27 protein-coding genes and 1 pseudogene are annotated in these 25,673 nt (G+C 71.4%); 19 read left to right on the top strand and 9 right to left on the bottom strand.

Annotated elements, in window-relative coordinates; all coding sequences use genetic code 11:
* Nucleotides 1-11: 11 nt before the first annotated feature.
* Complete coding sequence (locus GTY96_RS11770) at nt 12-1,736, top strand: hypothetical protein (protein WP_161664760.1); 1,725 nt, start codon at nt 12-14, stop codon at nt 1,734-1,736.
* Nucleotides 1,737-1,747: 11 nt separating this feature from the next.
* The gene (locus tag GTY96_RS11765) at nt 1,748-3,637 is read left to right on the top strand and encodes a hypothetical protein (protein ID WP_161664759.1); all 1,890 of its coding nucleotides are present in this window, start codon (nt 1,748-1,750) and stop codon (nt 3,635-3,637) included.
* Between the two features lie 40 nt (nt 3,638-3,677).
* Here the strand turns inward: GTY96_RS11765 and GTY96_RS11760 are convergent, their stop codons facing one another.
* Together GTY96_RS11760 and GTY96_RS37170 are read right to left on the bottom strand one after the other, a co-directional pair.
* Nucleotides 3,678-4,250 (bottom strand): glutathione S-transferase family protein, encoded by a 573-nt coding sequence (locus GTY96_RS11760; RefSeq protein ID WP_143906552.1) that lies wholly within the window; start codon nt 4,248-4,250, stop codon nt 3,678-3,680.
* Between the two features lie 84 nt (nt 4,251-4,334).
* Nucleotides 4,335-4,811: a tetratricopeptide repeat protein gene (locus tag GTY96_RS37170; protein WP_201756020.1), complete on the bottom strand. Its 477-nt coding sequence runs from the start codon at nt 4,809-4,811 to the stop codon at nt 4,335-4,337.
* Nucleotides 4,812-4,909: 98 nt separating this feature from the next.
* On the opposite strand from GTY96_RS37170, the gene GTY96_RS11750 reads away from it, so the two are divergent.
* The 3 genes from GTY96_RS11750 (at nt 4,910) to GTY96_RS11740 (ending at nt 6,403) form a co-directional block, all read left to right on the top strand.
* Nucleotides 4,910-5,794, top strand: coding sequence for a hypothetical protein (locus GTY96_RS11750; protein WP_201756019.1), 885 nt, complete (start codon nt 4,910-4,912; stop codon nt 5,792-5,794).
* 163 nt (nt 5,795-5,957) lie between these two features.
* A complete protein-coding gene (locus GTY96_RS11745; RefSeq protein ID WP_161664756.1) occupies nt 5,958-6,263 on the top strand; it encodes a hypothetical protein in 306 nt (101 codons plus the stop codon).
* Complete coding sequence (locus tag GTY96_RS11740; protein WP_161664755.1) at nt 6,260-6,403, top strand: hypothetical protein; 144 nt, start codon at nt 6,260-6,262, stop codon at nt 6,401-6,403. Before GTY96_RS11745 ends, GTY96_RS11740 begins: the two co-directional genes overlap by 4 nt.
* Nucleotides 6,404-6,503: 100 nt before the next feature.
* Here GTY96_RS11740 and GTY96_RS11735 read toward each other — a convergent pair whose 3' ends face one another.
* Entirely contained in the window at nt 6,504-7,127 is a 624-nt protein-coding gene (locus tag GTY96_RS11735) for a recombinase family protein (protein ID WP_161664754.1), read from the bottom strand.
* Nucleotides 7,127-7,375 carry a helix-turn-helix domain-containing protein gene (locus GTY96_RS11730; RefSeq protein ID WP_161664753.1) on the bottom strand — a complete coding sequence of 83 codons (249 nt, stop codon included), beginning with the start codon at nt 7,373-7,375 and terminating at the stop codon, nt 7,127-7,129. Before GTY96_RS11730 ends, GTY96_RS11735 begins: the two co-directional genes overlap by 1 nt.
* A 241-nt stretch (nt 7,376-7,616) precedes the next feature.
* On the opposite strand from GTY96_RS11730, the gene GTY96_RS11725 reads away from it, so the two are divergent.
* The 13 genes from GTY96_RS11725 (at nt 7,617) to GTY96_RS38220 (ending at nt 14,882) form a co-directional block, all read left to right on the top strand.
* Nucleotides 7,617-7,847, top strand: coding sequence for a hypothetical protein (locus GTY96_RS11725; RefSeq protein ID WP_161664752.1), 231 nt, complete (start codon nt 7,617-7,619; stop codon nt 7,845-7,847).
* A gap of 33 nt (nt 7,848-7,880) precedes the next feature.
* The gene (locus GTY96_RS11720) at nt 7,881-8,549 is read left to right on the top strand and encodes a hypothetical protein (protein ID WP_161664751.1); all 669 of its coding nucleotides are present in this window, start codon (nt 7,881-7,883) and stop codon (nt 8,547-8,549) included.
* Entirely contained in the window at nt 8,546-9,214 is a 669-nt protein-coding gene (locus GTY96_RS11715; protein ID WP_161664750.1) for a helicase HerA domain-containing protein, read from the top strand. The genes GTY96_RS11720 and GTY96_RS11715 overlap by 4 nt, the downstream gene beginning before the upstream one ends.
* A gap of 170 nt (nt 9,215-9,384) precedes the next feature.
* A complete protein-coding gene (locus GTY96_RS11710; protein WP_161664749.1) occupies nt 9,385-10,716 on the top strand; it encodes a hypothetical protein in 1,332 nt (443 codons plus the stop codon).
* A gap of 60 nt (nt 10,717-10,776) precedes the next feature.
* Nucleotides 10,777-11,460 carry a hypothetical protein gene (locus GTY96_RS11705; RefSeq protein WP_161664748.1) on the top strand — a complete coding sequence of 228 codons (684 nt, stop codon included), beginning with the start codon at nt 10,777-10,779 and terminating at the stop codon, nt 11,458-11,460.
* A gap of 10 nt (nt 11,461-11,470) precedes the next feature.
* Nucleotides 11,471-11,716 carry a hypothetical protein gene (locus GTY96_RS11700; protein WP_161664747.1) on the top strand — a complete coding sequence of 82 codons (246 nt, stop codon included), beginning with the start codon at nt 11,471-11,473 and terminating at the stop codon, nt 11,714-11,716.
* Nucleotides 11,713-12,543 (top strand): hypothetical protein, encoded by an 831-nt coding sequence (locus GTY96_RS11695; protein WP_161664746.1) that lies wholly within the window; start codon nt 11,713-11,715, stop codon nt 12,541-12,543. Before GTY96_RS11700 ends, GTY96_RS11695 begins: the two co-directional genes overlap by 4 nt.
* Nucleotides 12,543-13,031 (top strand): hypothetical protein, encoded by a 489-nt coding sequence (locus GTY96_RS11690; protein ID WP_161664745.1) that lies wholly within the window; start codon nt 12,543-12,545, stop codon nt 13,029-13,031. Before GTY96_RS11695 ends, GTY96_RS11690 begins: the two co-directional genes overlap by 1 nt.
* A gap of 11 nt (nt 13,032-13,042) precedes the next feature.
* Nucleotides 13,043-13,285, top strand: a complete 243-nt coding sequence (locus GTY96_RS11685; protein ID WP_161664744.1) for a hypothetical protein — start codon at nt 13,043-13,045, stop codon at nt 13,283-13,285.
* Entirely contained in the window at nt 13,275-13,892 is a 618-nt protein-coding gene (locus tag GTY96_RS11680; protein ID WP_161664743.1) for a glycoside hydrolase family 19 protein, read from the top strand. Before GTY96_RS11685 ends, GTY96_RS11680 begins: the two co-directional genes overlap by 11 nt.
* Nucleotides 13,889-14,380 (top strand): hypothetical protein, encoded by a 492-nt coding sequence (locus GTY96_RS11675; RefSeq protein ID WP_161664742.1) that lies wholly within the window; start codon nt 13,889-13,891, stop codon nt 14,378-14,380. Before GTY96_RS11680 ends, GTY96_RS11675 begins: the two co-directional genes overlap by 4 nt.
* Before the next feature lie 77 nt (nt 14,381-14,457).
* A complete protein-coding gene (locus GTY96_RS11670) occupies nt 14,458-14,646 on the top strand; it encodes a hypothetical protein (protein ID WP_161664741.1) in 189 nt (62 codons plus the stop codon).
* 107 nt (nt 14,647-14,753) lie between these two features.
* The gene (locus tag GTY96_RS38220) at nt 14,754-14,882 is read left to right on the top strand and encodes a hypothetical protein (protein ID WP_268903939.1); all 129 of its coding nucleotides are present in this window, start codon (nt 14,754-14,756) and stop codon (nt 14,880-14,882) included.
* 122 nt (nt 14,883-15,004) lie between these two features.
* Here the strand turns inward: GTY96_RS38220 and GTY96_RS11665 are convergent, their stop codons facing one another.
* The gene (locus GTY96_RS11665) at nt 15,005-15,379 is read right to left on the bottom strand and encodes a DUSAM domain-containing protein (protein WP_161664740.1); all 375 of its coding nucleotides are present in this window, start codon (nt 15,377-15,379) and stop codon (nt 15,005-15,007) included.
* A gap of 789 nt (nt 15,380-16,168) precedes the next feature.
* Between GTY96_RS11665 and GTY96_RS11660 the strand changes: the two genes are divergently transcribed.
* Nucleotides 16,169-17,245 carry a tyrosine-type recombinase/integrase gene (locus GTY96_RS11660; RefSeq protein ID WP_161664739.1) on the top strand — a complete coding sequence of 359 codons (1,077 nt, stop codon included), beginning with the start codon at nt 16,169-16,171 and terminating at the stop codon, nt 17,243-17,245.
* A 28-nt stretch (nt 17,246-17,273) separates the two neighbouring features.
* On the opposite strand, the pseudogene GTY96_RS11655 reads toward GTY96_RS11660, so the two are convergent.
* The 4 genes and pseudogenes from GTY96_RS11655 to GTY96_RS11640 all read right to left on the bottom strand — a co-directional run.
* Nucleotides 17,274-18,287 (bottom strand): annotated as a pseudogene (locus tag GTY96_RS11655) (serine hydrolase domain-containing protein); the annotation flags it as partial.
* Nucleotides 18,284-20,824: an efflux RND transporter permease subunit gene (locus GTY96_RS11650; protein WP_161664738.1), complete on the bottom strand. Its 2,541-nt coding sequence runs from the start codon at nt 20,822-20,824 to the stop codon at nt 18,284-18,286. The gene GTY96_RS11650 and the pseudogene GTY96_RS11655, both read right to left, overlap by 4 nt.
* A gap of 168 nt (nt 20,825-20,992) precedes the next feature.
* Complete coding sequence (mgtA, locus tag GTY96_RS11645) at nt 20,993-23,620, bottom strand: magnesium-translocating P-type ATPase (RefSeq protein WP_161664737.1); 2,628 nt, start codon at nt 23,618-23,620, stop codon at nt 20,993-20,995.
* 84 nt (nt 23,621-23,704) lie between these two features.
* The gene (locus GTY96_RS11640) at nt 23,705-25,651 is read right to left on the bottom strand and encodes a penicillin-binding transpeptidase domain-containing protein (RefSeq protein ID WP_161664736.1); all 1,947 of its coding nucleotides are present in this window, start codon (nt 25,649-25,651) and stop codon (nt 23,705-23,707) included.
* Nucleotides 25,652-25,673: the final 22 nt, after the last annotated feature.

Here is a 25,673-nt window from a genome sequence, read left to right as displayed (position 1 = left end):
GGTCCTCGCGCATGACCGTCCGCACCCTCTGTCTTGCATTGCTCGCGCTGTCCGCCTCCAGCTGCTCCGAGGGCCCCTGCGAGGACCTGAGGTGCTACCAGCCCAATCCCTGCGATGAGGACCGGAGCTGCGGCTGGCTGGGGCTGCCCTATGAAACGCTGGTCGCGCCCACCCCACCCCGGACGGGGGAGCTCATCCGCCTGGGCGAGGACGTCCCCTGGCGCGGCTATGCGCTCAGGACGGAGCCCGGCCGCATCTACACCTTCTCCTGCACCGCGGAGGGTTTCGAGTCCTGCGATGTGTACCTGCGCAGCGGGAATGAGACCGAGGGGTTCGTTGAGCAGGAGGGGAGCACCACGCATGTCCACTTCCGGAGCACCCGCCCGGACAGCCACTTCGCCTACGTGAGCGCGCGGCCCGTGGGGAGCACCGGCACCTTCCGGTACGCCTTCAGCGAACGCCCCGACGACCATGCGCCCGACGCCGCCAACGCCACGCGCCTCACTCCCGGCGGACCGGCGGTCCCGGGACTGCTCCAGGCAGGACCGGACACGGACACGTTCGCCTTCGACATGCAGGCGGGCCACGCCTTCTCCGCGCACTGCACGGGCGCCGCCAACCTCGAACGCGGCATCACGGCCAGGCTGACGGGCCCCGATGAGGACAGCCTCGCGAAACTCAGCATCGGAGTCAGCGGCGACGGCTGGACAGGCAGGGCCCTGGCGACGCGCACCGGCCGCTACGTCTTCCAGCTCGTCAGCGACCGCACCACCTCTCTTGCCTATGCATGCTCGCTGGAAGACCTGGGCGTGGACGACCACGGAGACGCGTGGGCCACCGCGACCCCGCTGCCCGAGGGCGACAGCGTCCCGCTGACGGGCGCCATCCAGCTCGGATACGACCTGGACGCGTTCACCTTCCTCGCCCGCGCGGGCCATGCCTACGCGCTGCGCTGCGACACGCCCACCTTCAGCCCCTGCCGCGACGCCCGCATCCTCGACGCGCGAGGGAATGAACTCCCCGCGCCCGTGGGCGTCGCCAGCGACACCCGGCTCCGGGTGAAGGTGGAGGGACAGGGGACCCCAGGCGTCTACGCGCTCACGCTGCTGGACCTGGGCGCGGATCAAGGCGCGGGCCCGCGGGACGCGGTGCGCGTGACCGCGGACGTGCCCCTCACGGGCTACCTCACCCCTGCCGGGGACGAGGACTTCTTCCGCTTCGAAGCCCAGGCGGGGCACGTGTACACCGTCCAGGTGGACGGGGCCTCCGTGGAGGCCCTCCTGCTCGCATCCCCATCGCAGAGCCTCACCCGCTACGACATCGCGAAGGTCCAGCGCTTCCTGGTCGACGCCGACGCCACCGTGCTGCTGCGCGTCTCCGGCCCCCGGGCGAAGTACCTGCTGCGCGTGCAGGACGTGGGCGTGGATGACCACGCGGGCACGCCTGAAGAGGCGACGGACGTGGGCGATGCGCTTCGGGTCAGTGGCGTGCTGGATGCCAGCACGGACGTGGATGGGTTCTCGCTGGTCTTGGAGGCTCGGCCCCATGCCCCGCGCATCACCTCGCGCGACACGAAGTTCCTGCTGTTCGAAGCAGACGGCGTGACACCCGTGCCCTGGGACACGGCCCGGGGCGCCTGGGTGCCACGCGCCGCCGGACGGCACTTCGTACGGGCCGACGTGTTCGGCACCTTCTCCGCCCCGGACGCCTACGTCCTCGAACTCCTCCCCCTTTGATGTCACCGACCATGCGCGCCCTCTCTTCCGCTCTCCATGCCCTGGTGGCCGCGTCGCTGCTGTCTGGCTGCGGCCCTGAACAGCCGTCCGTCCCCGCCGTCCCCTCCTTCGAAGAGGTTGAACGCGTCTGCGCCGGCGTGCACTGCACCGCGGGCTACTGCACCAGCGCGGGCGGCGTGGCCGCGTGCCGCTGCGGGCCGGTGGATGAAGAGGCCGGTTCGGTCTGCGAAGTGGATGAGGAAGGCGACTTCGACGATCTCCCGACCCCTGGCCCCCAGATGCGCAGCCTGCCCGTGGGCCCCGAGTCCGGATGGCTGCATCGCGGCGACACCGACCGATTCACCTTCGCCGGGGAGGCCGGCCGCACGTACCGCTTCACCTGCATCCCGGAAGCCTTCCAGTGGTGCGACCTGGCCATCAGTCCCTGGTTTGGCGCTCCGTACGAACCCGCACGGGTGAGCTACGAGGGCCGCGCCACCGTGCTCACCCTCACGCTCTACACCGCGGGCCTGCGCACCGCGGAGCTGGCCGCGTGGCCGGGCGGGTACTCCTTCGACAGGGGTGCGTACACGTTCTCGCTCCTGGAGGTGGAGGACCCGGAGGGCACGCTGGAGCAGCACGCGGCCAGCGTCTCCACGGACGGGACGCCCTTCACGGGCCGCATCGACTTCCATGGCGACACGGATGCGTTCGCCTTCACCACGTTGGAGCAGCACGTGTACCGGGCGCACTGCACGGGCCCGGAGCTGGTGGCGGACATCCGAGCGGCCGGGGGATGGGGGACGGGCCAGAAGCTCCAACGCGACGAGGATGGCGGCCGCACCGCGGAGGTGAAGCTGCCCGCGGGGTCCTATCTGCTGTGGGTGGGCACCGCCGCGCCCTCGGACACCGCGGACTACCAGTGCACCCTCCAGGACCTGGGAGCGGATGACCACGGAGATGACTCGGCCCACGCCACGCCCCTGGCCACGTTCGACACGGCGCTCACGGGCGTGCTGGGGACTCGCTTCGACCTGGACTGGTTCAGCTTCCCCGCGAAGGCGGGCCACGCGTACAACCTCGCCTGCGACAGCGCCGCGCCGAGCGGCTGTGGCGCCGCCTCCATCCGCTTCCCGGACCGCGAGCTGGGGCAACCCGTTGTCGTCTCGCAGGACGGCCTGCTGCGGGCGTATGTGTACAACACCCCTCGAAAGGAGGCCGGTCCCCATGCCCCGGTCCCTTACACGTTCAAGGTGGTGGACCTGGGCGCGGATCAAGGCACGGGCGTGGCGGATGCGGTCCCCGCGAGTGTCGGCGTCCCCATCCCGGTCTACTTCGCGTCCTTCACGGATCGGGACTACTTCCGCGTGGACGTGGAGGCCGGACACGTCTACCGCCTGGCCTTCGCCCCCCAGGTGTCCTCCGGACTTTTCGGAGCATTCCGACCCGCGGAGCCCGCCACGAACCTGATGCGCGCCTTCTCCGCCACGCAGGGCCTCTTCAAGTCGGATCGCTCGGAGCCCATCGTCTTCCAGGTGGGCCTCGATGTGGTCGTCAACGAAAGCCCCTATGTGCTGAGGATCGACGACCTGGGACCGGATGACCACGGGGACACGCGCGAAGCCGCCACGACCGTCCCCGGCCCCTCCTTGAGGGCCGACGGCGTGCTGGACACGTGGGACGACGTGGACTGGTTCGCGCTGGAGCTGGAGCCGCGCGCCTACGCCGTGCGCAGCCTGCGGGCCAACTCCAACCCCCCGGTCTTCACCCTCTTCGAGGCGGATGGAGTGACCCCCGTCCCCGACTCCGGCTCGGGCAACGTGCGGCCTCGCGGCGCGGGGCGGCACTACCTCCGGGTCAACCCCTGGCTCAGCGGCTCGAATGACCGGAGCCCCTACCGCTGGGAGCTGAACCCCCGTTAGCGCTGGCGGCGTGTCGCGGGGCTTCGCCGGGCCGTGAGCCTCAGCCCAGCTTCATGCCCTTGGGACGGGCCATCAGCCGGTCCACGTAGGCATCCAGTACGGGCCGGTCCGTCCGGGCCCCCAGCATGCGCTGGTAGATGAAGATGGAGCCAATCATCACGTCCGCGGCGGTGAACCAGTCGCCGAAGAGATAGGGCCCGTTGCCCAGCTCGCGCTCCATCGCGTCCAGCGCCAGCGGGTACTCCGTCCAGCCGCGCTGCGGGAGCGTCGCGGTCTTCGTCATGTGGTCGGCCGCCGACGGCTCCAGCTGCGACGTCGAGTACACCATCAGCGACAGGTATCGCCCGCGCTCCGGCGCATCGATTGCCGGCGCGAGCCGGGCCTGGGGATAGCGGTCCGCCACGTAGAGACAGAGGGCCGCGTTCTCGAAGACGCGGGTGTCTCCGTCCACCAGCGCGGGCAGCTTTCCGGCGGGGTTGACCTTCAGGAACTCCGGCGTCTTGTGCTCGTGCTTCCGCAGGTCGATGGGGATGATTTCGTACTCGACCCCCGCCTCATCGAGCATCCACTTGGCGATCACCGCCCGGCTCCGCGGATTGAAATAGAGCTTCATCCAGCCACCCCTTGTGAGCAACGCGTTGAACTCCCAGGGCGGAACGCCCCGGGAACGGACCGCATTCGCTCACATCTGGAAGGACTAGGGCGTGGCCTTCGACGCGGGGGCCCCTGACTGGGGCTCCAGCTGTTTGAGGACGGACGCCGCGCCCGCGTTGGTGGGGGTCAGCTCCAGGGCCTTGCGGTAGCTCACCCGCGCCAGGTCCTTGTCGCCGTGGGCGAGGTAGGCCTCCCCCAGGCTGTCGTAGACGTTGCCCTCGGCGGGGAACATCTCCACGTTGAGCTTGAACACCTCGATGGCGTCCGTCATGCGCCCGGAGCGCAGCAGCTTGTACCCCAGGCTGTTGAGCTGCCCTTCGGAGAAGTCATACGCGTCCGGCTTCGTGGCCTTCAGCTCGCGGTACGTCGCGAGGGTCCGCGCGATGGGCACGGTGTCCAGCGTCGCGCTCAGGGCCTCCTGGATGCTCGGACGGGGCGCCCGGGGCGAGAGGCCGTGGAGGACGCTGAACAGCCCGGCCGCCAGCTCCTTCACCTTGTCCCCGCGCGACGTGTTGTCCAATGGGTAACACCACGGGATGTACTGCTGGGAAGCGGAGTGTTGTCGGTCGCGTCGTAGCGCGGTTGTTGGTTGCTCACCGGCTGTTGGACGAGTGCCGGGTGCTCGCTGCCGGGGAGAGTCCGGAGCATGCGGAGCTGGTGGCTTCGCTCGCTGGTGGCGTGCTGGATGTGTCGGAGCAGTTGTCGTGCGTCCCCGAGCGGAGCGAGGGCCCTTCCGAGTCTTCCGAGGCGGAAGCGCTCGTGACGGGGCAGTGTGGGTGCGGGCACGAACGCGGCTGGCACTCGCGGGGACTGGGGAGTTGCCTGGAGTGCTCGTGCGTGGAGTACGCGCAGTCGGGGCTGTCACGCCGCGATGGTGACCGCGTGATGGCGCTGGTTGCGCTCACGGCCCAGGCCATGACGGACGTGTCGCGTGCGCACCGCGAGGCGGAGCAGGCGCGGCGGGAGTCGTCGCGGCTCGCGGATGAACTCGCGGTGATGCGGGCAAGGTTCGAGCGCCACGACGCGAACCTGGAGACCGCGAGAGAGGAGGTCATCTGGTGGACCGCCGAGGCGAAGCGTCGTGATGGGGCTGCGTCCGCGCGGGTCGCGGAAGTGCGCGGCGAGCTGGTGCGATGCGAGGCCGCCAGGGATGCCGCGACGATGCAGGCCAGCGCGGCGGCGGAGGCGGGCCATACAGCCCGGCTTGAGCGGGACGCGGCGGAGGCCCGCGCGCTGGAGTTGACCGAAGAGCGCGACGCGAGCCAGCGCCGGACGGCGGAGTTGGAGACAGACCGCGACCAGCTCACGGCGGACCTGGAGCAGGCCCGCGCCGAGGTGGCCGACCTGACGGCGACGCTGGGGGCGCGCAACGCGCAGGCGGCTGTCGCCGTAGGGGCGCTGCGGCGGCTGGGCAGTGCGCGTGATGACCTCGCGTTGGCGGCGACGCACCGCAAGGGCTTGAGCTGCCCCATGGGCGACGTGTGCGAGGAGTGCGACCGATGATGCCAACGTGCTCGCATGGCATCGTGGGGCGCTCGTGCTCGCATCGTGGCGTGCACTGCGTCGGCGGTCGCTGGTGGTGTGTGGACCACGGCGCGGCCGGGCGCCGCTGGTGGGCGGCTGAGCGGACACGCCGCACGCTGGCGTTGCTGCGGCGGGTGGCGCGATGAAGCTGGTGCGCGGCGTGTTCGCTCAGCGTCCATGGCGCGCGGCTGCGGAGCTGGCGGCAAGCGCAGTGCGCGCCGAGCTGCGCAAGCTGGACAAGCTGGACAAGCTGGCCAAGGGTGGCGTGCTCGTGGACCCCGAGCAGCGGGCCGCCCTCGTGGCCATCGTCCAGGGCCTGGAGCGCGAGGGGAGTCAGGCGCTCCTAGCTCTGCCACCGGGCACCGCGGATTCGAGCCGGGGCGGTGATGTCCCCTGGCTGGACGCGGCGGACGTGCTCCAGGTTGACGAGCCGGGGGTGACGGGATGAACGCGCTGCTGGAGCTGGGGGCGCGGCTGTCCGACCTGGAGCGCTCCGTGCTGGCCTTGGCTGCTGGGGCAGTCGTTGGGGAGCTGGTGGTCCAGCTCGCGCGGTTACTGAGACGGGCCCGCGCCAAAAACGACCGTTAGCGGCGCGGGACGGGACGGCGAGCTAAACCCCTGAATCCTGGTGGCCGCTGGCGCTGTCCTGGTGACGGGGGTTTTGACGCACGGATGGGGGCGGGGTGGCCTACTGGGCTGCCCCGCCCCCATCTTCGTCCTGGCGCGCATCCAGGGCCTCCAGGTGGCGGCGTAGCGTCGCCTCCCCCACCCCGGCCAGCTTGGCGGCGGCGCGGATGCTCCTCCCCTCTGCCACCCACCTCGCGCCCGCGCCCAACATGATGGAGCTGGCCCGGGGCCTGCCGATGGCCTTGCCGCTGCGGGTGCCCTGGCGACGGGCGCGGTCCTGCCCGGCGATGGTGCGCTCCACCAGGATGCGGCGCTCCTCCTGTGCGACCCATCCGAACACGGCGAGCAGCAGGTCTCGTGCGGGCCCGCCCGTGTCCAGCCAGGACTCGCGCAGCGACACCACCACGCACCCAACGCGGTCCAGCTCGCGCACGGTGGCGATGACGCCGGACATGGAGCGCCCCAGCCGGTCCAGCGCCACCACCACCACGGCGCGCACGCGGCCCGCCTTGGCGTCGGCCATGAGCGAGTCAAACACGGGCCGCGCCTTCACGGCGGAACCCGTCTCCTCGTAGATGCGGGGCGTCCAACCCCGCGCCTCCGCGAGCGCGAGCAACGGCGCGCGCTGGTTGTCCACGGTCTGCTTGTCGGTGCTGACTCTCAAGTACAGGGCGGCGGTGGTCATCAAACAGCCTCGGCGGTGAAGAGGGGGAACCCATCGGACGCGAGCCGCACGCGCCAACTCGAACCGACGCGGCGGCAGACAACCTGACCGCGCTCACACCAGCGATAGGCGGTCGCGAGGCTCACCGTGCAGCGGTCGGCGGTGTCCTTGACGGTGGTCCAGTTGCGCGGCGGCGGCGGAAGGTCGCCAGCCAGCGCCGGGCGCGGACGCGTGCGGCGCGAGGTCGGAAAGCGGGGGCTGCGGGGCATGCACGCAGTCTATGACAACGGTTGTGAGCATGAGAATCCTGCATAACGGTGCGCACCCTGCGGAGCGGTGAGCGAACACGTCCAGCTCCAATAGCGGCGCCACCGTGAGACACGTTGTCGCGTTGATGGCGGCCAGTCCGCGACCCCAACGCGCCCGCTCTGCGGACCGGGCGACGTGGCCGAGTGCCCGGGGGGACTGGCCGCCATCTGCACCACCTACGGCACACAGTGAGGACACCCCATGGAGACGGCACGCGAAGCGTTCCGGCGTCACAAGCGCGAGGCGGAGGAGCGCAAGCAGGAGGAGGAGGTGCGAGCGCAGGACGCGGAGGCGACCAGGGCGCAGCGCATCGAGGAGGCGCGCACCGTGACGGCCCGCGCGAAGGCCGACCACTCCAACGTGAATGAGTACGTGGAGCTGGCCGAGTTGGAGGCCCGCGCGGTGGAGCTGCGCTCCAAGCTGGGCAAGTAGTCCGACCTCCACCACGCACAGCCGAGCCCGACCATGGACGCCACCACCAGCACGCAACCTCACACCGACGAGACGCCCGCGCCGCGCGAGGATGCGCCGGCCGAGGCCGCGACCACGCGAGGGCGCCGCCCGCGCCCGAAGTCCCCGGAGGCGGCGGCGCGTGGCGTCGCGGCGCGCTCCCTCCAGCGGCGCGCGGCGAAGCTGGCCAAGGCGGGCGACCTCGCGGCCCTCCAGGCTGCGGCGGACGCGCTCGACAAGGCGCACGGGGCGAAGAAGGGCGAGCCGAGCGCAGCGACCCCTGACGCGGCGCCGTCCGCCGTCGTCGCCGCGCCCGTGAAGCAAGCCACGTCGCGCGGCCCCGCGTGGCCCAGCGACGCGGCCACGGATGCAATGCGGCCCATGGTCATCAAGCTCGTGACGCTGGCGGCGGTGCTGCTGCAAGGCACGCGCTATTCGCTCGACAGCGCTCCCGTGGAGGTGGAGGTCTGCGGCAAGACCATCACCACCACCAAATCGGACGCGCTGGTGGAGGCGCTGGCGCCGCTCGCCGCCAAGTACATCCCGAGCGAGGCCAACACGCCGGAGGCGTTCGCGGGCCTCGTGGTGCTCAGCGTCTTCGGTCCGCCTGCTGCGGCGCATGGTCTTGAGAGGCTGTCCGAGGTGCTGGAGCGGCGCAAGACGAGCGCGCCGACGACGGCGTGAGCGGCGGGCGCGGCGTCATCCTCCGGCCGGAAGACGTGGTGCTGTGCGTGGGCAAGCGCGGCACCGGCAAGTCCACCCGGGCCAAGGCGATGCTGGCGGCTGCGATGGCGGCGGGACAGCGCGTGCTCGCGTTTGACCCCCACGACGAATACTCGAAGCACGGTCGCGACTCCGGGCAGGTGCGGCTGGGCCCGCTCACGCAGCGCATGACGCTGGTGGAGCTGGCGGACAACCTGGACGTGCTGGAAGAGGACGGCCTCGCGCTCGCGGTGGTGCCGGAGGGCAGTCAGCGCGACAAGGGGGAGGACTTCGCGGCGCTCGTGGATGACGTGCTCGACGTGGGCGAGCTGGTGTTTTTGGCCGACGAGGTTGGGCAGTGGGGCCGCTACGCCATAGAGGCGCTGGAGGAGCTGGCGTGTCAGTCGCGGCACTCGGCGGTGCCGGTGGTGCTCGTGGCGCAGAGGTTGACCCAGATACCCAAGACGGCGCGCACACAGGCAACCCAGCTCAACAGCGGGCGCCAAGACAACCCGGATGACCTCAAGGCCCTAGCGGACCTTGCGGGGGATGACTTTGCCGTGGCGGTCGCGCGCCTCGCACGCGGCGAACACAAGCACTGGCGCGATGACGCGGGCCCGGAGCCCGCGAAGGGGAAACGGAAATGAGCAAGGTCATCAGCGTGGGGACGTGCGTCGTCGCCACCATTGTCGTCCTCGCCGTGGCGCACAAGTTCGCCAAGGAGGAGACGGTCAAGCTGCTGGGCTTCTAGTCCTTCCAGGTGGGGCGCCAACGCGGCGCCTCGCCTGTCCAACCAACATCAACAAGGCGGTCAGTCGTGGCGTTCAAGAAGCTGAATACCTACGTGCTCGCGGGCCCCGGAACGGTGCCCATCAAGGCGGGCGAGTTCCGCGTGAGCAAGGGCTGCAACGCAACGGCGATGCGGCTCAAGGTGACTGCGCAGCTCACCAACAGCGGCACCGCTCGCGCGCTCACGGAGCCGGAGCGGCAGACGTTCTTGTCCACGGTCGTGGACCACACGCTCCGCTGGGGCGCGGACGGCCAGCACAAGCCGCGTAGCAACGTGAGCTTCGGTCGCGAGCGCATCCTCGTGCGCCAGATGATGGGCAGCGAGTTGGAGGGCTGGGCGGACTCGACCACGGGCCTCGCGCGCTCCATCGGCAGTACCGCGACCACCGTGCAGTGGTATCAGCGCATCCACCTGTGCGGCGTCTACAAGGACCCCGCGACGGACAGCCTGTGGGGCATCGGTCCCACGCAGGCGGAGTCCATCACCGTGGACCTGCGGCGCAACGCCCCCACGCTGCCGAGCGGCTTCACGCTGACGGGCGCGATGACCCTGGAGCTGATTCCGGACGAGTTCACGTCGAAGTACGACCGCGTGACGCCCGTTCCGACCTGGAATGAGTTCGTCGAGGCGAACAAGGTAGCCAACTTCGTGCCGGGGCTGCCGCTCTACCTCGTGGAGCGCAGCGCGGCGCATGCGGCGTCGGCGCTGACGGACGTGTCTCTGCGCATCGATGGCCTGGAGCTGTTCAGCAAGGTTGGCGTCAATGAAGTCATCACCAAGTGGCTCGACACGCCGAACTACTGGGCGGAAAACCAGACGTTCGACGCCGAAACCATCCTGCATCTGCTGCTCCCCGGTCAGCGGCTCGCGGACTGGCCCACCGGCACGCCGACGCTGGAGCAGGACACCAAGACGCTCGCGACGGGACAGTATGGCCAGCTCGTGGTGGAGGTGATGACGGACGCGGAGGTTGACCGCGACGTGGCCTACTTCGCCGCCGCCAAGGGCAAGCGCATCAGCGCCGTGTCGCTGCCGGTGATGCTGGGCATCGAGACGCCGGACAACATCAAGTTCGCGTTGCCGTACGCGCTGCTTGACGAGCAGGACAGCGAGTTTGACCGCTACCCGGGGCGCACCTGCATGCCGGGCGAGAGCGTGCGCGTGTACTTCCCGCTGGCAGCGGCGGCGCGGGCCAAGGCGCGCGTCGAGCTGCACGAGGCGGCGCGCGAATACCTCGCGGCCGAGAAGGTGCGGCGCGAGCTGGCGGGCACGGTGCCCGGTGCCGTGCAGTCGCCGCGCGGCTGGGGGCAGCGCACGTCCCCGGTGCTGGAGGCCAGCCGTACCGTGCTGCGCAAGTAGTGGTGCAGCAAGCCCGGCGCGGATGGTCGCGCCGGGCAACCCCCGCGTGAGGTGGCGAGCGTGAGCAAGGCGGCTGTCGCGGTGGCAGTGACGACGGGCGCGTGTGCGCTCGCTGCGGGTGCGGTGGTGGTGGTGCGGCGGCGCCGTCTGGATGCGGAGCTGGCGGCGCGGGCAGCGGCGGCCGGTGTGTCGGTGGGCGTGGCGCCCGTCGCGGGGGGCACCGCGGAATCCGGCGCATCCTTCAAGGTGCCCAGCCTGAGCAACATCGCGGGCGCGGTGCAGGGCGGACTCTCCGGAGCCAACGTCGTCGCGCTCGGCATCAACATGCTCAACGCGATGGGCGACGTAGCGCAGGTGGTGGGCGGCGAGGGCGCGGCCGACGTCGCGCGCGCGGGCATCGGCGGCTTCGGTGTTGGCGCGGGCGTCATCGTCGGCAAGAGCACGCAGCTTGTGGCCGGTCAGCTCGGAGTGAGCGAGGGATGGGCCCAGACGCTGGGGCAAGTCGCGGGCGCGGGCGCTGCGTTCGGGCCGGTCGGCGTGCTCATTGGCGCGCAGGTCAAAGCGGTGGGCGAGGGCAGCAAGTGGGTGGTCGGCAAGGTGTTTGGCGAGGACGCAGCGCAGGCCATCTCCAACGTCACGCGTCAACTGGACCCGACCCTTAAGGGCTCCCTGCTCAACAAGCCGGTGTCGTTGGTGGCCAGCGGCGTGAAGAAGGTCGGGAAGCTGTTCGGTTCGATTTTCTAAGAGGGACGCGATGAACGGGACGACGGCGGCGGTGCTGTTTGGGAGTGTCGTGGTGCTCGCGCTCGCGGGCACGGCGGCCTACGTGCTCACGCGGCCGGTGGCGACACCTGCGGCACCGAGCGCGGCGCCAGTGGCGGCGGGGAGCAGCTATCAGGTGCCCGGCATGCTCCAGGGCGTCACGAACCAGTTGGTCAACGCGGGCAAGGGTGCGCTCGTGGACCTCGGCAAGGACCTGCTCGGGAGCCTCTTCAAGTGAACACGCGAGACCTGCTGTCGCGGTACGAGCGCGTCAACACGGTGGACGTGACTGCGCAGCGCGAGCCGAGCGCCCGCGCAACGGAAGGGTATCTGCAAGCGGGCCCGGGAGCGGGCGTGTACCTGGAGCCGCTGGGCGATGGCGCCTCCTATCCGGTGCGCATCGTGCCGGACGGCGACAACGGGCGCGCGTTTGTGCTGCCGTACCCTGCTTTCGTCGCGCCCGGCCCGTGGCGCTCGCTGCGCGTCGAGGGCGTGTTGCCCGGCTCGCGCTGGCGGCTGCTGCTCGCGTCGGACGCGGGGGCGGTGGCGGCGGCGCCGCCGCTCACCGGCTGGACCGAGCTGATGCGGACGGACCTCTGGGATACGACGTGGGTGGACGGACGCCGTTACTACCTGCCGGACCGTCAGGGCACGGTGACGGACCGCCGCGCGCTGCACACCTGGGATGTGTCGTCGTACCGAGCGGTTGCGGTGTTGGTGTCGCTCCGAGAGCTGGCGGTCGAGGAGGGCACGGGGCTGATGTTGCGGCTGCACCACCTCACGCGCTGCGACTACGACGGCGCGATGCGCTTCGCCTACGTGCCGAACTCCCCGGCCAAGTCGGACTGGCAGGTGGCTGAGGTCGCGGTGGGGCCGTTGGGCCCGGCGAATGGCACCGCCGCGTCCATCTACGTGGGTGAGGGTGTCGCGGCGGTGTCCACGGTCACGCGCGCCGTGGTGCCGGAGCGCTGGCGATACGTGGCGTTGTCCGTCCAGCCCGCGCCCGGCTCCAACGTCAACGTGTTGGGCGACCCTGCCGAGGTCGTCATGTACGGGGTGCGCTGATGGCCGTCACGGATGCGGACCGCGCGAAGATGGACGCGGCAGTGGATGAGGTGCGGCGCCTTCAGGGCAATGCGCTCAGCAAGGCGCGGGACATCAGGGCCAAGGCGGACGGATGGTTTGGCGCGCTCGTCACGGGCGCCGAGTTGGCGGCGGCGAAGGCGGCCGAGGACATGGAGCCCCAGGTGCAGGCGTGGGCCACCACGCGGCGCCGCGAAGCTGAGGCCGGGCGTCGCGCGGACGGCAGCACGTTCAGCGTGTCGCGCTTCCTGGAACTGGGCCGGGACCTTGCGTCGGCGGCGACGCTCTACACGCAGGAGGCCGTCAACGGCTCGCTGTTCGCAGTGGTCGAAAACACGCTCGCGGCGACGAAAGAGGAGGTGCAGACCGTCGTCAACCCGATGGCCTGGAGCACGGGCGCCAAGGTGGCGGCCGGTGCGGCTGTCGTGGTGGTGGTGCTCGCAATGCTCGCGCCCTACGTGCGGCGCTAGGAGGCAACGTGGTGGACGTGCCCGAAGTCGTCAACGTGGTGATGAGCGGTGCTGGCGCCGCGCTGGGGGCCTACGTCGCTGCCCGCGCCATGGGCGTTAAGCGGCTGGTGGAGCTGGTGGCGCTGGCGCTGCGGCCGGTGGTGGCGTCCGAGGTGGCGCCCCTGGAGGCGCGCATGGACACGCTGGAGGCCCGCGTGGACAAGCTGGAGGCGCGCGACGCGGCGCCGCTCGGGGTGGTGCGCGATGCCGGGTAGCGGGGTGCTGCTGGGTGGTGCCGCGCTGGTGGGCCTGGGCGCGTGGGCGATGCGCGGCGGCGCTGCGGCGGCGCCGCTCACCGTGGACCAGCTCTGCGCCGTCATGCCGCGCCTGACGCCCTCGGTGGCGGCGTCGTACCTGGGGCCGCTGCTGGCGGCCATGCGCGAGGCGGAGGTGACGACGGTGGCGCGCGTCGCGGCGTTCCTGGCCCAGCTCGCGCATGAGAGCGGAGAGCTGCGGTACTGGGAGGAGCTGGCGACGGGCGATGCCTACGAGGGGCGGAAGGACCTGGGCAACACGCAGCCGGGCGACGGGCGCCGCTACAAGGGGCGCGGCCCCATCCAGCTCACCGGCCGCGCGAACTACCGCGCCGCTGGCGCCGCGTTGGGGCTGCCGCTGGAGGACAAGCCGGAGCTGGCGGCGCTGCCCGCGCACGGCTTCCGCGTCGCGGGTTGGTACTGGCAGTCACGCCACCTGAACGCGCTGGCGGACGTGGCGGATTTCGTCGGGGTGACACGCGCCATCAACGGCGGGACGAACGGGTTGGACAACAGGGTGATGTACTTCGACCGCGCGCAGCGCGTGCTCAAGACGGAGGCGGCGTGAAGACGACGACGATGGTGTACCTGGGCTGCGGCGCCGCCGTGCTGGCGGGCGCGGCGGCGTGGTGGTGGAGCGGTCGCAGCGCCATCCCGGATGTGCCCGCGCCCACGCTCCCGACAGCGGGAGCCATGGAGGTGACGGTCACGCCCGTGGCGCTCACCAGCAAGCCGGACCTGCCTCCCGTGCAGTCCGCGCTCCAGGCGCAGGCCAACGGCATCGCCGTCGTCAGCACGGGCTTTGTGCCGAGCGCGACGACGGACGCGCAGCGCAAGGCGCTGGAGGTCGCGGCGACGGCGGCGACGCTGCCCCCGCAACCGATGCCCGCTGTGTCGGGCGTGGGCCTGTCGCTGGGCAAGCTGTTGGGCGCGAGCATCCAGATTGACGCTGCGGCGCACCAGCTCCCCGTGGCCCCGGCGTCCACGACGGCGGCGGTCAAGGCGGAGGCCGTCAACCTGCCCATCTTCAGGCGCTTGGGCCTGGAGTTGATGTAGCCCCCGAAGTCCCCCGAGGTGAAGACATGGAGAGCGAAAAACAACCAGGCGAAGGACCCCGCCCCGAGCGAAACACGGTGGGGTGCATCTGCGGCGGCACCTCGCCGGAGGTGGTCCACGGGCCGCGCTACTGCGAGCAGCCCGCCGTGCTGCTGCGGGCCGTGCGGCTGCCCAGCAACCCGAACCGCTGGACGGACCGGGACTGGGATGCGGTGGCGGTGGGGTTGGCGGTGGGACTGTGCTTCGCGGCGCTGGTGGTCCGGTGACTCCGCGGCATCGTCGTAGGAGGGCCCTGGCTGCCCTGTGGCTGGCCTGGGTGCTCACTGGGTGCGCCACTACGGGCGGGATGCCTCCGAGCGGTCCTGCGGCCTGTGTGGGCCTCACGGCGGCCCGGGACGCGGCGCGCACTACGGCGGCGTACCTGGATGCGCAGTTGTCCGCGCGCGTGGAGGCGGCGTGCGCGGTGGCGGCGCCGCTGTCCATCCCTCCCGTGGGGGAGTGACGGCGCGGCGCCGCCCGGGTAGGTGGGCGTCGTCGTCCCGTGGCGATGTTGACTTGCCTACCCGGGTTGCGGGGCGGCTCGGCCCGGCGCCGCACCTTGGGGTGGCGCCGGGCCGTCTTGCGTCACGGCTCGTCGGCCATGTCGTCGAGCTGCCCCTGAGCCGTCAGGCGATAGAAGGGCACGACTTCGACGGCGAGCACATCGCGCATTTCCTGGCGCGCACTGTCGAAGTCACCTTGGCGCTGGTGGCGCCACATCCGGTGCAGTGCATCCATGAGCCGGTTGGAGCCGTCTGTGATGCGGCGAGCGCACTCGCGTAGGAGTGCAAGGGCTCCGGCGTCCGTCTTGAGCGCTGCGGCGGCGTCGGCAACGGCCACCTCAACGGCAGTCTGGAGCAGGAGTGCGCGCACGTCGTCGGTGACGACGAGTGGGGCGCCCTCCCGGAGCACGCGCCGCGACAGGTCGCGGATGGCATCCCAGTTGGGGTTGGTGGACATCTAGCGCCTCCGCTTCGGACCGCACAAATCAACGGGCCATTCGTGTTGTCCCTCGCATCGCCGTAGACAGTCGGTGCAGGGCCCACCGAGCTTACCGTCCGCGCAGGCGTTCCAGTTGCGCAGGCACTGGTTTTTCCACCCGGGCAACCTCGGGTCGTCAACGTAGTCATCCGCGTTGGAGTTGCCGTGCGTGCCGGTGGCGCCGACGCCAGCGGCGAGGACTGCGGTCGCCTCCGCTGCCGTCAGGCCGCACGCCTCGGGCCAGCCCGGGTGACGCTGGATGCAGTCCGTCTCGGTGTCCATGGCGATGGTGGCGCATCCCAGGCTCAAGGCCGCGAGGATGGGAGCGAGGTGGCGCCGCCAGCGGGCGGCTTTCTGGGTAGTCATGGAGCGCGGACCCTACCGTGCGGCGCCGACGTATCCACCAGCCTGGACGCTGTGTCGCAGAGTGGGACTGTTGGCGCCGCGTTCGGCGCCGCAAGTGTCCTGGAGTACTAGGCGGCGGCGCCGGGCACGCCACCTGCTAGGTGTCAGACCAGCCCCTTAGTGTGGGGCTCTGGTTGACGGTCGGCGCCCAAGCGAGCGAGGCTTGACACCAGCAATGCAATGCCGCTCACGGGGTAGCGCCCGGGGCCGCACTTTCCAGGGTTTACGAGGCCCCGGGGAGTGCTAAGACGACGACGGCTTGAGGTGGCGGCGCCCGCTAAGCGTGCGCGCCTCATGTCCTGGGAGGCTCCCTCCGCGTGCTCGTAACACGCGGGGCGGGGCCTCTCGCTTTTGGTGGCCCTGATGGGCAGCAAGAAGGCAACGAAGCAGGGAGCGCAGGCAGCGCTGGAGCTGGGTGGAGCGCCGACGCTGGCGGTGCTGGTGAAGTGGTACGAGGAGGTCATCCTGGCGCACCAGGGGAAGGGGACGCGGAAGAACATCCGGCACCACTTGCGGATGGCGGTGGCGGCACTGCCGCCGCGTCCCACGGGCGGCGACATCGCGGAGTGGCTGGGAGGGCGGGTTGACCGGCGCGAGGTGCAGCCCACCACGGCTAATCAGGCGCGCAAGCACATCCAGCGCGTCTATACGCTGGGCCAGCAGATGCGGTGGCCGCTGCTACTCAACCCCGTGGCGCACTTCGACCCGCTGCCGACGCTGACGGTACCGCCGCGCGGTCTTGCGGAGCCCTACGTCACCTATCCTGCATTGCTCGCGGCGATGCCGGATGCGCGGGCGCGTGCGTTCCTTTCGATGCAGCGGCGCCACGGCTTGCGTCTCTCGGAGGCGCTGGGGTTGGAGCCGCGCCATATCAACTGGAGCGCTGACACGGTGTTCGTCGAAAGGCAGCGCATGCCATGGAGTTCCAAGTTGCAAGAGCTGAAGACGGACACCAGCAAGGCCACGTTCACGCTGGATGAGGAGACGGCGCGCTACCTTCGGCAGGCCGCGCGCGACGCCATGCGCTCGGGCAAGGTGCCGCGCGGGGTGACGCGGGCGCGCTTCCTCTTCCCGTACTTCCAAGAGGAGCTGGCCGGGCTGATGGTGCGGTGCCGCGCGGTGGCGCCGGACGACTTCCCGACGCGCATTAAGGGCGAGCGCAGCGGCGCCGCGTGGCATGTCTTCCGCCACACCTACGGGACGGAGCTTGCGAACTCCGGGATGCTGGACCGAAAGGTTTGCGTGCTGATGCGGCACAAGCACCTGAGCACCACGCAAGGCTACATCGCGAGCATTCGCGGGCGGACGATGCCCAGCGAGGACTTGGAGACGGTGCGGAAGTACGCGCGGGAGCAGGAGCGGCTGGCGGCGGAGCGCGCGTCCGGTGGTGTTACTTCTGTTGGAACGGGTACAACCACGACGAGGGGTTTCACGAAGTAAAATCGCGTAGTTAGGAAAGGTGATGAACCAGGAGGATGACCACCTCCCGGCCCGCCGCCACGCGGAAGATGCGGGTGCTGAACCCGTTGATGCCGCCGCTGTGCCCGATGGTGGCCAGCTCCGTCTTCCCGTCGTCCAGCTTCAGCGCATCCATCGTCCAGCCGAAGCCGTAGTGCTCCAGGCCCGGCGTGAACATCTTCTGCTTGAGTTCCGCCGGCAGCAGCGTGTCGCCGTAGAGCGCGCGGTCCCAGCGGTACATGTCCTCCACCGTCGAATACAGCGACCCGGCGGCGTAGGGCAGGGACATGTCCAGGTAGGCCGCGTTGACGTAGCCGTCCGGCGCCACTTCATAGCCGCTGGCCCGCTTCGGGAGCACCGTCGCGGACACGTCGAAGCCAGAGTCCTTCATGCCCAGCGGGGTGAAGATGCGCTCCTGCACCGCCTGCGCGTACGTCTTGCCGGTGACGCGCTCGATGATGGCGCCCAGCAGGTAGTAGCCGGAGTTGTTGTAGGCGAACTTCGAGCCGGGCTCGAACTGCAGGTCCCCACTGGCGAACTGCTTCACGAAGTCCGCGACGGCGTAGGGGTTGCGCGACACCTTCGCGAAGAAGTCGGGCGCGGACGTGTAGCTGGGGATGCCGGAGGTGTGGTTGAGCAGGTGGGTGATGGTGACGCGCGAGCCCGTGTCCTTGCGGTAGTCAGGCAGCGCCGAGGACAGCGTGTCGTCGAGCTTCAGCTTCCCCTCCGCGACCAGCTGGAGGATGACCGTCGCGGTGAACTGCTTCGTGATGGAGGCGAGGCGGAACTTCGTGTCCGGCGTGTTGGGCACGTTCCATTCGAAGTTGGCGGAGCCATAGCCCTTCTTCAGGATGACCCCCTTCTCGTCCGCGACCAGCACCGCGCCGTTGAACTGGCGCAGCTGGTGGTACTGCGTCACCAGCCGGTCCAGCGCTTGCTGCCGGTTCGGGGCGCCCGCCAACGCGGGCACGGACAACAGGACGACCGCGGCCACGGACACGAGGCGCAGGGGGCTCCAGGTCATTCAATCTCTCCGCTCATGAGCGGCTCTACGTCCCGGGCGCGCGGCGATTGCCCGGGGGGAGTGGAGGGGACGAAGAAGAACGCGGGCAGCGCGAGCAACCCCGCGGAAAGACAGGCCACCTCGCCCAGGGTCGCCAGCAGGCCGAAGCCCGCGAGGGCCTGGTTGTTGGAGAAGATGAGCGACGCGTAGCCGATGATGGTCGTGGAGGAGCACAGCGCCACCGCGCCCCCCGTATCGTCCATCACCCGGATGAACGACCCCGGGCCCTCCTGCCGGTAGCGCAGCACCAGGTTCGCCGCGTAGTCCACGCCGATGCCGAAGGTGATGGGCAGCACCACGAAGTTGAGGAAGTTGAGCCGCAGCCGCAGCGCCGCGGCCAGCCCAATCAGCCACGCCACGCCCAGGAGCAGGCCCACCAGCACCGCCACGGAATACGCCGGCCGCCGCACCACCACGAGCACCAGCAGCGTCACCGCGGCGAACGCGAGCAGCGTGGCCCGGGGCCCGTCGCGCAGGATGGACTGGTTGATGTCGGAGATGAGCAGCGGACGCCCCGTCGCCAGCGCGTGGCCTCCCGCGTCCTGGATGGCGCCGCGGATGAGCTCCGTCAGCTGGGTGCCGTACGTCGCATCGATGGCGCCCACGCGCTTCGGATAGGCGAACGCGATGCGCCCCACCGTGCCGTCCCGTTCGGTGAGCGGCTGACGAATCGTCGCGGGCAGGTCCTCCCACGTGGGGGGCCTCGCGTCCACGGGCGGCAGGAAGCGGCTGGCTTCATCGCGGTCCGCGGGAGGCAGCCGCGCCACCTTGTCATCCGGCAGCAGCCGGCGCAGCTCTCGCAGCAGCGGCAGCTTCGCCTGGGGATCCTGGGGCATCAGCGTGCTCGCGGTGCGCACCTCGCCCACGGGGGCACCGGTGCCCAGCGCCCGCTGCCGCGCGTCCAGCGCCCCGACGACGCGCTGGAGGTCCGCCGGAGTGTCCGCGACGATGGCGATGGGCGTGAGGTAGGTCTGGAAGACCGCGTCCACCTGCTGGCCCCAGTAGATGGATCCGTTCTTCTGGCTGTCGCGGGCGCGGAGCTTGTTGAAGTCCGCCTCCACCAGCGGGCCCCGGTAGGTCGCGATGGCGCCCATCGAGCCCAGGAGCAGCGCCAGCGCGACGCCTCGCACCCACCGCCGGTGTCGCTCGACGAGCCGGGCCAGCGTCTCCGTCAACCGGGCCGCGCCCCGCACGCCGGTGAAGTCCATGGGCCGCTGGCCCTCCAGCGTGACGAGCAGCGGCGGCAGCAGCACATAGGTCGCCGCCCAGCACAGCGCCATCCCCAGCCCGCCAATGATGCCGAACTGGTTGAACCCCCGGAAGCGCGTCACCATCAGCGACAGGTACGCCAACCCCGCGGCGAAGGACGCCACGAAGGTGGGCTCCAGGGTGCGGCTCCAGGCCAGGGGCAGGGCGTCGTCCACGGACAGCCCGTCGCGGCGCTCTTCCAGGTAGCGGGCCATGAAGATGATGGCCGCGTTGATGCCATTGCCCACGACGATGGAGCCCAGGAACGCCGTGTTCGCGTTGAGGTAGCCGATGAGCAGCTTCGCCAGGCCGAACGTGACGGCGCACCCCACGGCCAGCGAGCCGACGAGCGCGGCGATGGCCCGCCACCTCCGGAAGTACAGCCACAGCACCAGCGACACGCCCCCCAGCACCAACATGCCGGACACCACCAGGTCCTGCCGCAGCGACGCCTGCTCCTCCGTCATCGTGGCGACCTCGCCGTCGTAGCCGATGCGCGACGGAGCCCCGGGGAACCCCGCGGACAGGGCCTGGGCCTCCGCCCTCACCCGCTCCAGCAGGGCGTGGTTGAAGGCATACCCGGTGGTGGCCTCCGGCGGCCGGATGAGCAACACCACCCGCTTGCCGTCCGCGCTCTGGAAGTAGCCGTTCTTGAAGCGCTCCACGGACGCGAGCGCCCCTCCGCCCGCCGCGCCCGCCAGCGCGGGGAGGTCCAGCGAGGGAGGCGTGTCGTTGCCCAGCAGGTCCACCACGAAGGGGTTCGCATGGCGCTTCTCCCAATCGAGCCGGGCCCGCACGCGCTGGATGAGCGTCTGGAGCTGTTCGACGGACAGGTAGAAGAGGCCGAAGCGGCGCACGTAATCCAGCTCCGCGTCCGAGCGGTACTCCACCTCGCGCACCAGCGTGGGCGGCAGCGCGCGCACCCGGGCCGCGAAGGCATCCGCGAAGCGCCTCAAGGCGGCGGGGTCGTCCCCCTCCAGCACGACGGACAGGTGGTTGACGTCGTACAGCCGGGGACCGAGGACGCGGGCCGACACCACGCTGGGGGCGGTGGAGGGCAGCAGCTCCTCCACCTCGCTGCGCAGATCGCCGTAGAGGGACACCGTCAGGGCCACGCCCACGACGGACATCAGCGCCGCGATGCCCAGGATGGCACGGCGGTGGCGGACCAGCCCGCTCACGAAGGCGTGCGCGAACTGGTCCCGCGAGGCGCCCCAGCGTCCATCGTGATGCCCGTGATGCCCGTGCACCCTGCCCCCGTTTCCAGCCCCTCGCATGGCGTCGGGGGCCGCTTCCGAGGGCGATAGTCCCTGCTCACCGGCGCGGCCCACCGCCCCGGGAGGCCGCGCGCCCGCTACAGGACACCCGGGCGGGACGGGTGTCCGCCACGCCGCGTTCGGCGGCCCCGCCGGGCCGGGTCACGAGGTGTCGAAGTGCCGGAAGAACCAGCGGTTGAGCCACGCCGCGCAGCCCAGGTAGAGCGCCACCAACACGCCCAGCGACAGCAGCACGGAGGGCGGCGGCCGCACGAAGCCGAAGTAGTGCCCCACGGGCGTGAAGGGCAGCGCGTTGGCCACCAGCACCATGCCCAGCGACGACAGCAGCAGGACGCGTGAAGGGGGCGCGCGTCCCGGTCCGCCCCGGGTGCGGATGATGAAGATGACCAGCACCTGCGTGGTCAGGGACTCCATGAACCAGCTGGTCTGGAAGAGCGGCGCGCCCGCCCGGAAGCCGTGCAGCAGCACCACGAACGTGGCCGCGTCGAAGAGCGAGCTGAGCGTGCCGAACACCGCCATGTAGAGGCGCACGAAGCGCAGGTCCCAGCGCGTGGGCCGCGCCAGCTGAGCCGCGTCCACCGTGTCCAGCGGGATGGCCAGCTCCGACACGTCGTACAGCATGTTGTTGAGGAGGATCTGGATGGGCAGCATGGGCAGGAACGGCAGCGCCAGCGACGCCACGGCCATGCTCAGCATGTTCCCGAAGTTGGAGCTGGTCCCCATCCGGATGTACTTCATGACGTTGCCGAAGGTGCGCCGCCCCTCCAGCACGCCGCTGTGGAGGACGCCCAGCTCCTGGCGCAGCATCAGCAGCGCCGCGGCCTCGCGCGCGACATCCACCGCGCCTTCGACGGAGATGCCCACGTCCGCCTCGTGCAACGACGGCGCGTCGTTGATGCCGTCTCCCAGGTAGCCCACCACGTGGCCGCGCTGCCGCAGCGCGCGCAGGATGCGGCCCTTCTGCGCGGGGGACGCGCGCGCGAAGACGGTGGTGTCCTGCGCCCGGGCGCTCAGGGCCTCGTCGTCCAGCAGCGCCAGCTCCGCGCCGGAGAGCACGCCCCGCACGTCCAGCCCCAGCTGCTGACAGACGTGCACCGCCACCCGCGCGTTGTCCCCGGTCACGACCTTGACGGCGACGCCCTCCCGGGCGAGCGCGTCCAGCGCCGGGCGCGCGCTCTGCTTGGGCGGATCCAGGAAGGTGACGAAGCCCGCGAAGACGAGCCGCGCCTCGTCCTCCAGGGTCAGGGGCTCCGCCCGCGGGGGCTCATCACGCCAGGCGATGCCCAGCACCCGCAGGCCTTCTTCCCCCATGGCGTCCGAGCGGGCCTGCAAGGCCTCGCGCGCCTCCGGGTCCAGCGGGCGCACCGCCCCGTCCGCGTCCTCGCGCGCCTCGCAGAGGCGCAGCAGGGCCTCCGGCGCGCCCTTCACCACCAGCACGCGGCGGGCGCCCCTCTGAAGCAGCACGGACACCCGGCGGCGCTCGAAGTCGAAGGGCAGCTCGTCCTGCTTGTCCCAGCCCTCCGTCCACTCCAGCCGCTGGTCGAGGATGGCCGCGTCCATGGGGCTGCGCAGGCCCGTCGCGAAGTGGCTGTTGAGGAAGGCCCAGCCCCGGACGCGGGGGCTGGGGTGGCCGGCGGCGTCCTCGGCGCGCTCCATCCGGATCCTCGCCTCCGTGAGCGTGCCCGTCTTGTCGGTGCACAGGACATCCATGCAGCCCAGGTCGTGCACCGCGCTCAAGCGCTTGACGATGACGCCCTGCCCCGCGAGCCGCAGGGCGCCGCGAGCGAGCGTCACCGACACGACCATGGGCAGCAGCTCCGGCGTCAGGCCCACCGCCAGCGCCACCGCGAAGAGGAAGGACTCCAGCAGCGGGCGCTCCAGGACCAGGTTCACCAGGAGCACGAACAGGACCATCAGGACCGTCAGCCGCATCAGCATCACGGAGAAGCGGCGCGTGTCCCGAGCGAAGGCGGTGGAGGCCACGGGCTCTTCCAGCCCGCGGGCGATGCTCCCCACCTCCGTGCGGCCCCCGGTGGCGAAGACGAGCGCGCGGGCCGTGCCTCCCAGCACCGACGTGCCGGCGAAGACGGTGTTGCCCACCTCGGCGAGCGGCGCGTCCGCGGCGGCCAGCCCCGTCGCCTTCTCCATGGGATAGGGCTCGCCGGTGAGCAGCGCTTCATTGACGGACAGCTCCCGCGACTCCAGCAGGCGCGCGTCCGCGGGGACCAGGCTGCCGGCCGCGAGCAGGACCACGTCCCCGGGGACCAGCTCCACGGCGGGCCGCTCCTGCTCCTCTCCATCCCGCAGCACGCGGGCGCGAAGGGCCACGGCGCTCCTGAGGCGCTCCGCCGCGTTGTTGGCGCGGTGCTCCTGGACGAAGTCCAGCGTCACGCTGATCAACACGATGACGGCGATGATGGCGGAGCTGGTCAGGTCATGGACGACGGCGGACACGCCGCAGGCCACCAGCAGCACGAGCACCAGCGGGTTGCCCAGCCGCTGCAACAACTCCAGGGCCAGCGGATGGCGGCGCCGCGCCTCCGCGGTGTTCGCGCCCAGGGAGTCGAGGCGCGCCCGCGCCGCATCCTCCGACAGGCCCTGGGGCGTGGTGCCCAGCCGCTCACACAGCGCCTCCGCCGGCTCGCTCCAGGCAGGGGGCCCCGTGGACTTCCCCGCCGGCTTCGGTGACGGTCTCCGCTGTTTGCCGCCACGGCGCGTGGGAAGCACCCCGGCACGAGCGGCCCGGCCGCTCAGGGATTCACCGGCCATCCCCTGAAGCTGGGCCGCGCCCGCTGGGATGGCCACCCGGCGGGGCGTGGGAGGAGCGTGGGGCTCGGAGGGCCGCCTCCGTGGCTAGACATCGCCCCCGCGGATGGAGCGCACCGCCACCGCGTCGAGTGCCTGGAGGAAGCGAAGCGCGAGCGGGACAGCGACGCGGCCGCCAACGCCACCGCCCTCCACGACCACCGCGAAGCCCACGCCGCCGCGCACGCCGATGAACCAGGCGTGGGTCTCGGGCGGCGCCGCGGTGCCGTACTCGGCGGTCCCCGTCTTGCCCAGGAGGCCGGGGATGCTCGCGGCGGACTTCGCCGTTCCTTCCGTCACCACCGCGCGCATCAGGTCGCGGAGCGGCTCGGCTGTCCCCGGACTCAACCGCGCCTCGGGGCCCGCCTCCGCGTCCGCCAGCAGGCGCGGCGCGCGCCAGACGCCCGAGTCCACCGCCGCCGCGACCGTGGCCATGTGCAGCGGCGTGGCCAGCACGCGGCCCTGTCCCATGGAGGCCGCCGCGCGCTCGGCGTCGTCTCGGGGCGCGGGGAAGGTGGCGCCCGGCGAGGGCAGTCCCACGTCGTAGGCCACCCCGAAGCCGAAGCGCCGGGCCGCGTCCTCCAGGGCCCCCGGCGCCAGCCTCGCGGAGAGCTGGATGAAGGCCGTGTTGCACGACAGCGCGAACACGCGCCGCAGCGTCGTGGTGCCCAGGACCTCGGACTCGAAGTTGCGGAAGCGCTTGCGCCCGGCCGTCACCTCCACCGGGCAGTCGGCGCGGGAGTCCGGCTTCAAGCCGCTCGCGAGCAGGGCCTCGGCGGTCACGACCTTGAACGTGGAGCCCGGCGGGTAGCGCCCCGTCAGCGCCCGGTGCAGCGCCTCCCCGAGCGGCCGGCTGGCCACCGCCAGCACCTCGCCCGTCCCCGCGTCCACCGCGACCAGCGCGGCGGGCCGGGAGATGTCCGCGAGCGCCGCCTCCGCCGCCGCCTGCACGTCCATGCGCAACGTGGTGCGCACGGGCCGCCCCGGCTCGCCATCGAAGCGGTGCAGCACGTCGCTGTCGCCCGAGCGGCGCAGGAGCCGCACCTCGCCCGAGGGCCGGCCAGCCAGCGTCCGCTCCTGTGCGCGCTCCAGGCCCGACAGCCCCACGACATCCCCCGGCTGATAGAGCGGGCCCAGCGCCTGAAGCGCCTCCGCCGTCACCTCGCCCACCCGTCCCAGCGTGTGCGCGGCGAAGCCCTCCGAGGGGGTGAGGCGCGCGGTCTTCTTGCGGAAGAAGATGCCGGGCACCGGCGCGAGCGCGGCGCGCACCTGCTGGTAGCGCTCCGGCCGCACGTCGATGAACGCGAGGAACTGCTCAGGCTGCGCGCTCGCGGCGTTCAGCGCGGCGAGCACCTTGGTGGGCTCCACGCCCAGCTGGGCCTGGAGCGCGGTGGCCACGGCGGCGCGGTCCTTCACCCGGCCCGGCAGCACGCCGACGCGGATGACCTCTCCCGGCACGGTGAGCGGCGTCCCCCGAGCGTCGAGCAGCGCTTCGCGAGGCCCCCAGGTCCTCAGCCGGGCGAAGCGGTCTCCCGGCCGTGCGTCGGGGTGGAACACCTGGGGCGTCCAGCGCAGGCCCCAGCGCTTTCCCCGGCGCTCGAAGCGCAGCCGGGACGCCACCTCCCACTCCCCCAGTCCCCGCAGCGTGTGCACGCCGCGAAACGCCACCACCGCCGTGGTGCCATCGTCGGCTTCCAGCTCGGGCGGTGCGAAGCGGGAGGCCACCACGCCCAGGTCCTGTCTCCAGCGCGCGTGCTGCGCGTCGAAGTCCGCGGGCGCGTCGAGGAGCCCCTGGCGCTGGGCCGCGAGGTCATTGCGCGCCCAGGCCTCCAGGTACTGGCGGGCCAGGTCCTCCGGCCCTCCGGGCACGGCGGGCCGGGTGGCTCGCGGAAGACACGCGGGAGACAACAGCAGGAGGCAGAGCCCCACCCAGGAAATGACCGCCCGTCCGTACACGCGCCCCGTGTACCGCGCCGTCACCGCCGACGCGAGCATCCGTCCTCCCCCGGACCAGCGG

This window comes from Corallococcus silvisoli, assembly GCF_009909145.1.
In the GTDB taxonomy this organism is placed as follows: Bacteria; Myxococcota; Myxococcia; order Myxococcales; family Myxococcaceae; genus Corallococcus; species Corallococcus silvisoli.
This window is presented reverse-complemented; position numbering and strand designations above follow the sequence as displayed.

Bases quoted from the DNA above. Each gene is read 5' to 3' on its own strand.
- GTY96_RS11660 (WP_161664739.1), top strand. From the start codon at position 16,169: ATGGGCAGCAAGAAGGCAACGAAGCAGGGAGCGCAGGCAGCGCTGGAG.
- GTY96_RS11765 (WP_161664759.1), top strand. From the start codon at position 1,748: ATGCGCGCCCTCTCTTCCGCTCTCCATGCCCTGGTGGCCGCGTCGCTG.
- GTY96_RS11770 (WP_161664760.1), top strand. From the start codon at position 12: ATGACCGTCCGCACCCTCTGTCTTGCATTGCTCGCGCTGTCCGCCTCC.
- mgtA (WP_161664737.1), bottom strand. From the start codon at position 23,620: ATGGCCGGTGAATCCCTGAGCGGCCGGGCCGCTCGTGCCGGGGTGCTT.
- GTY96_RS11730 (WP_161664753.1), bottom strand. From the start codon at position 7,375: ATGCCCCGCAGCCCCCGCTTTCCGACCTCGCGCCGCACGCGTCCGCGC.
- GTY96_RS11740 (WP_161664755.1), top strand. From the start codon at position 6,260: ATGAACGCGCTGCTGGAGCTGGGGGCGCGGCTGTCCGACCTGGAGCGC.
- GTY96_RS11735 (WP_161664754.1), bottom strand. From the start codon at position 7,127: ATGACCACCGCCGCCCTGTACTTGAGAGTCAGCACCGACAAGCAGACC.
- GTY96_RS11690 (WP_161664745.1), top strand. From the start codon at position 12,543: ATGGCCGTCACGGATGCGGACCGCGCGAAGATGGACGCGGCAGTGGAT.
- GTY96_RS11640 (WP_161664736.1), bottom strand. From the start codon at position 25,651: ATGCTCGCGTCGGCGGTGACGGCGCGGTACACGGGGCGCGTGTACGGA.
- GTY96_RS11720 (WP_161664751.1), top strand. From the start codon at position 7,881: ATGGACGCCACCACCAGCACGCAACCTCACACCGACGAGACGCCCGCG.
- GTY96_RS11725 (WP_161664752.1), top strand. From the start codon at position 7,617: ATGGAGACGGCACGCGAAGCGTTCCGGCGTCACAAGCGCGAGGCGGAG.
- GTY96_RS11680 (WP_161664743.1), top strand. From the start codon at position 13,275: ATGCCGGGTAGCGGGGTGCTGCTGGGTGGTGCCGCGCTGGTGGGCCTG.
- GTY96_RS11760 (WP_143906552.1), bottom strand. From the start codon at position 4,250: ATGAAGCTCTATTTCAATCCGCGGAGCCGGGCGGTGATCGCCAAGTGG.
- GTY96_RS11745 (WP_161664756.1), top strand. From the start codon at position 5,958: ATGAAGCTGGTGCGCGGCGTGTTCGCTCAGCGTCCATGGCGCGCGGCT.
- GTY96_RS11665 (WP_161664740.1), bottom strand. From the start codon at position 15,379: ATGTCCACCAACCCCAACTGGGATGCCATCCGCGACCTGTCGCGGCGC.
- GTY96_RS11700 (WP_161664747.1), top strand. From the start codon at position 11,471: ATGAACGGGACGACGGCGGCGGTGCTGTTTGGGAGTGTCGTGGTGCTC.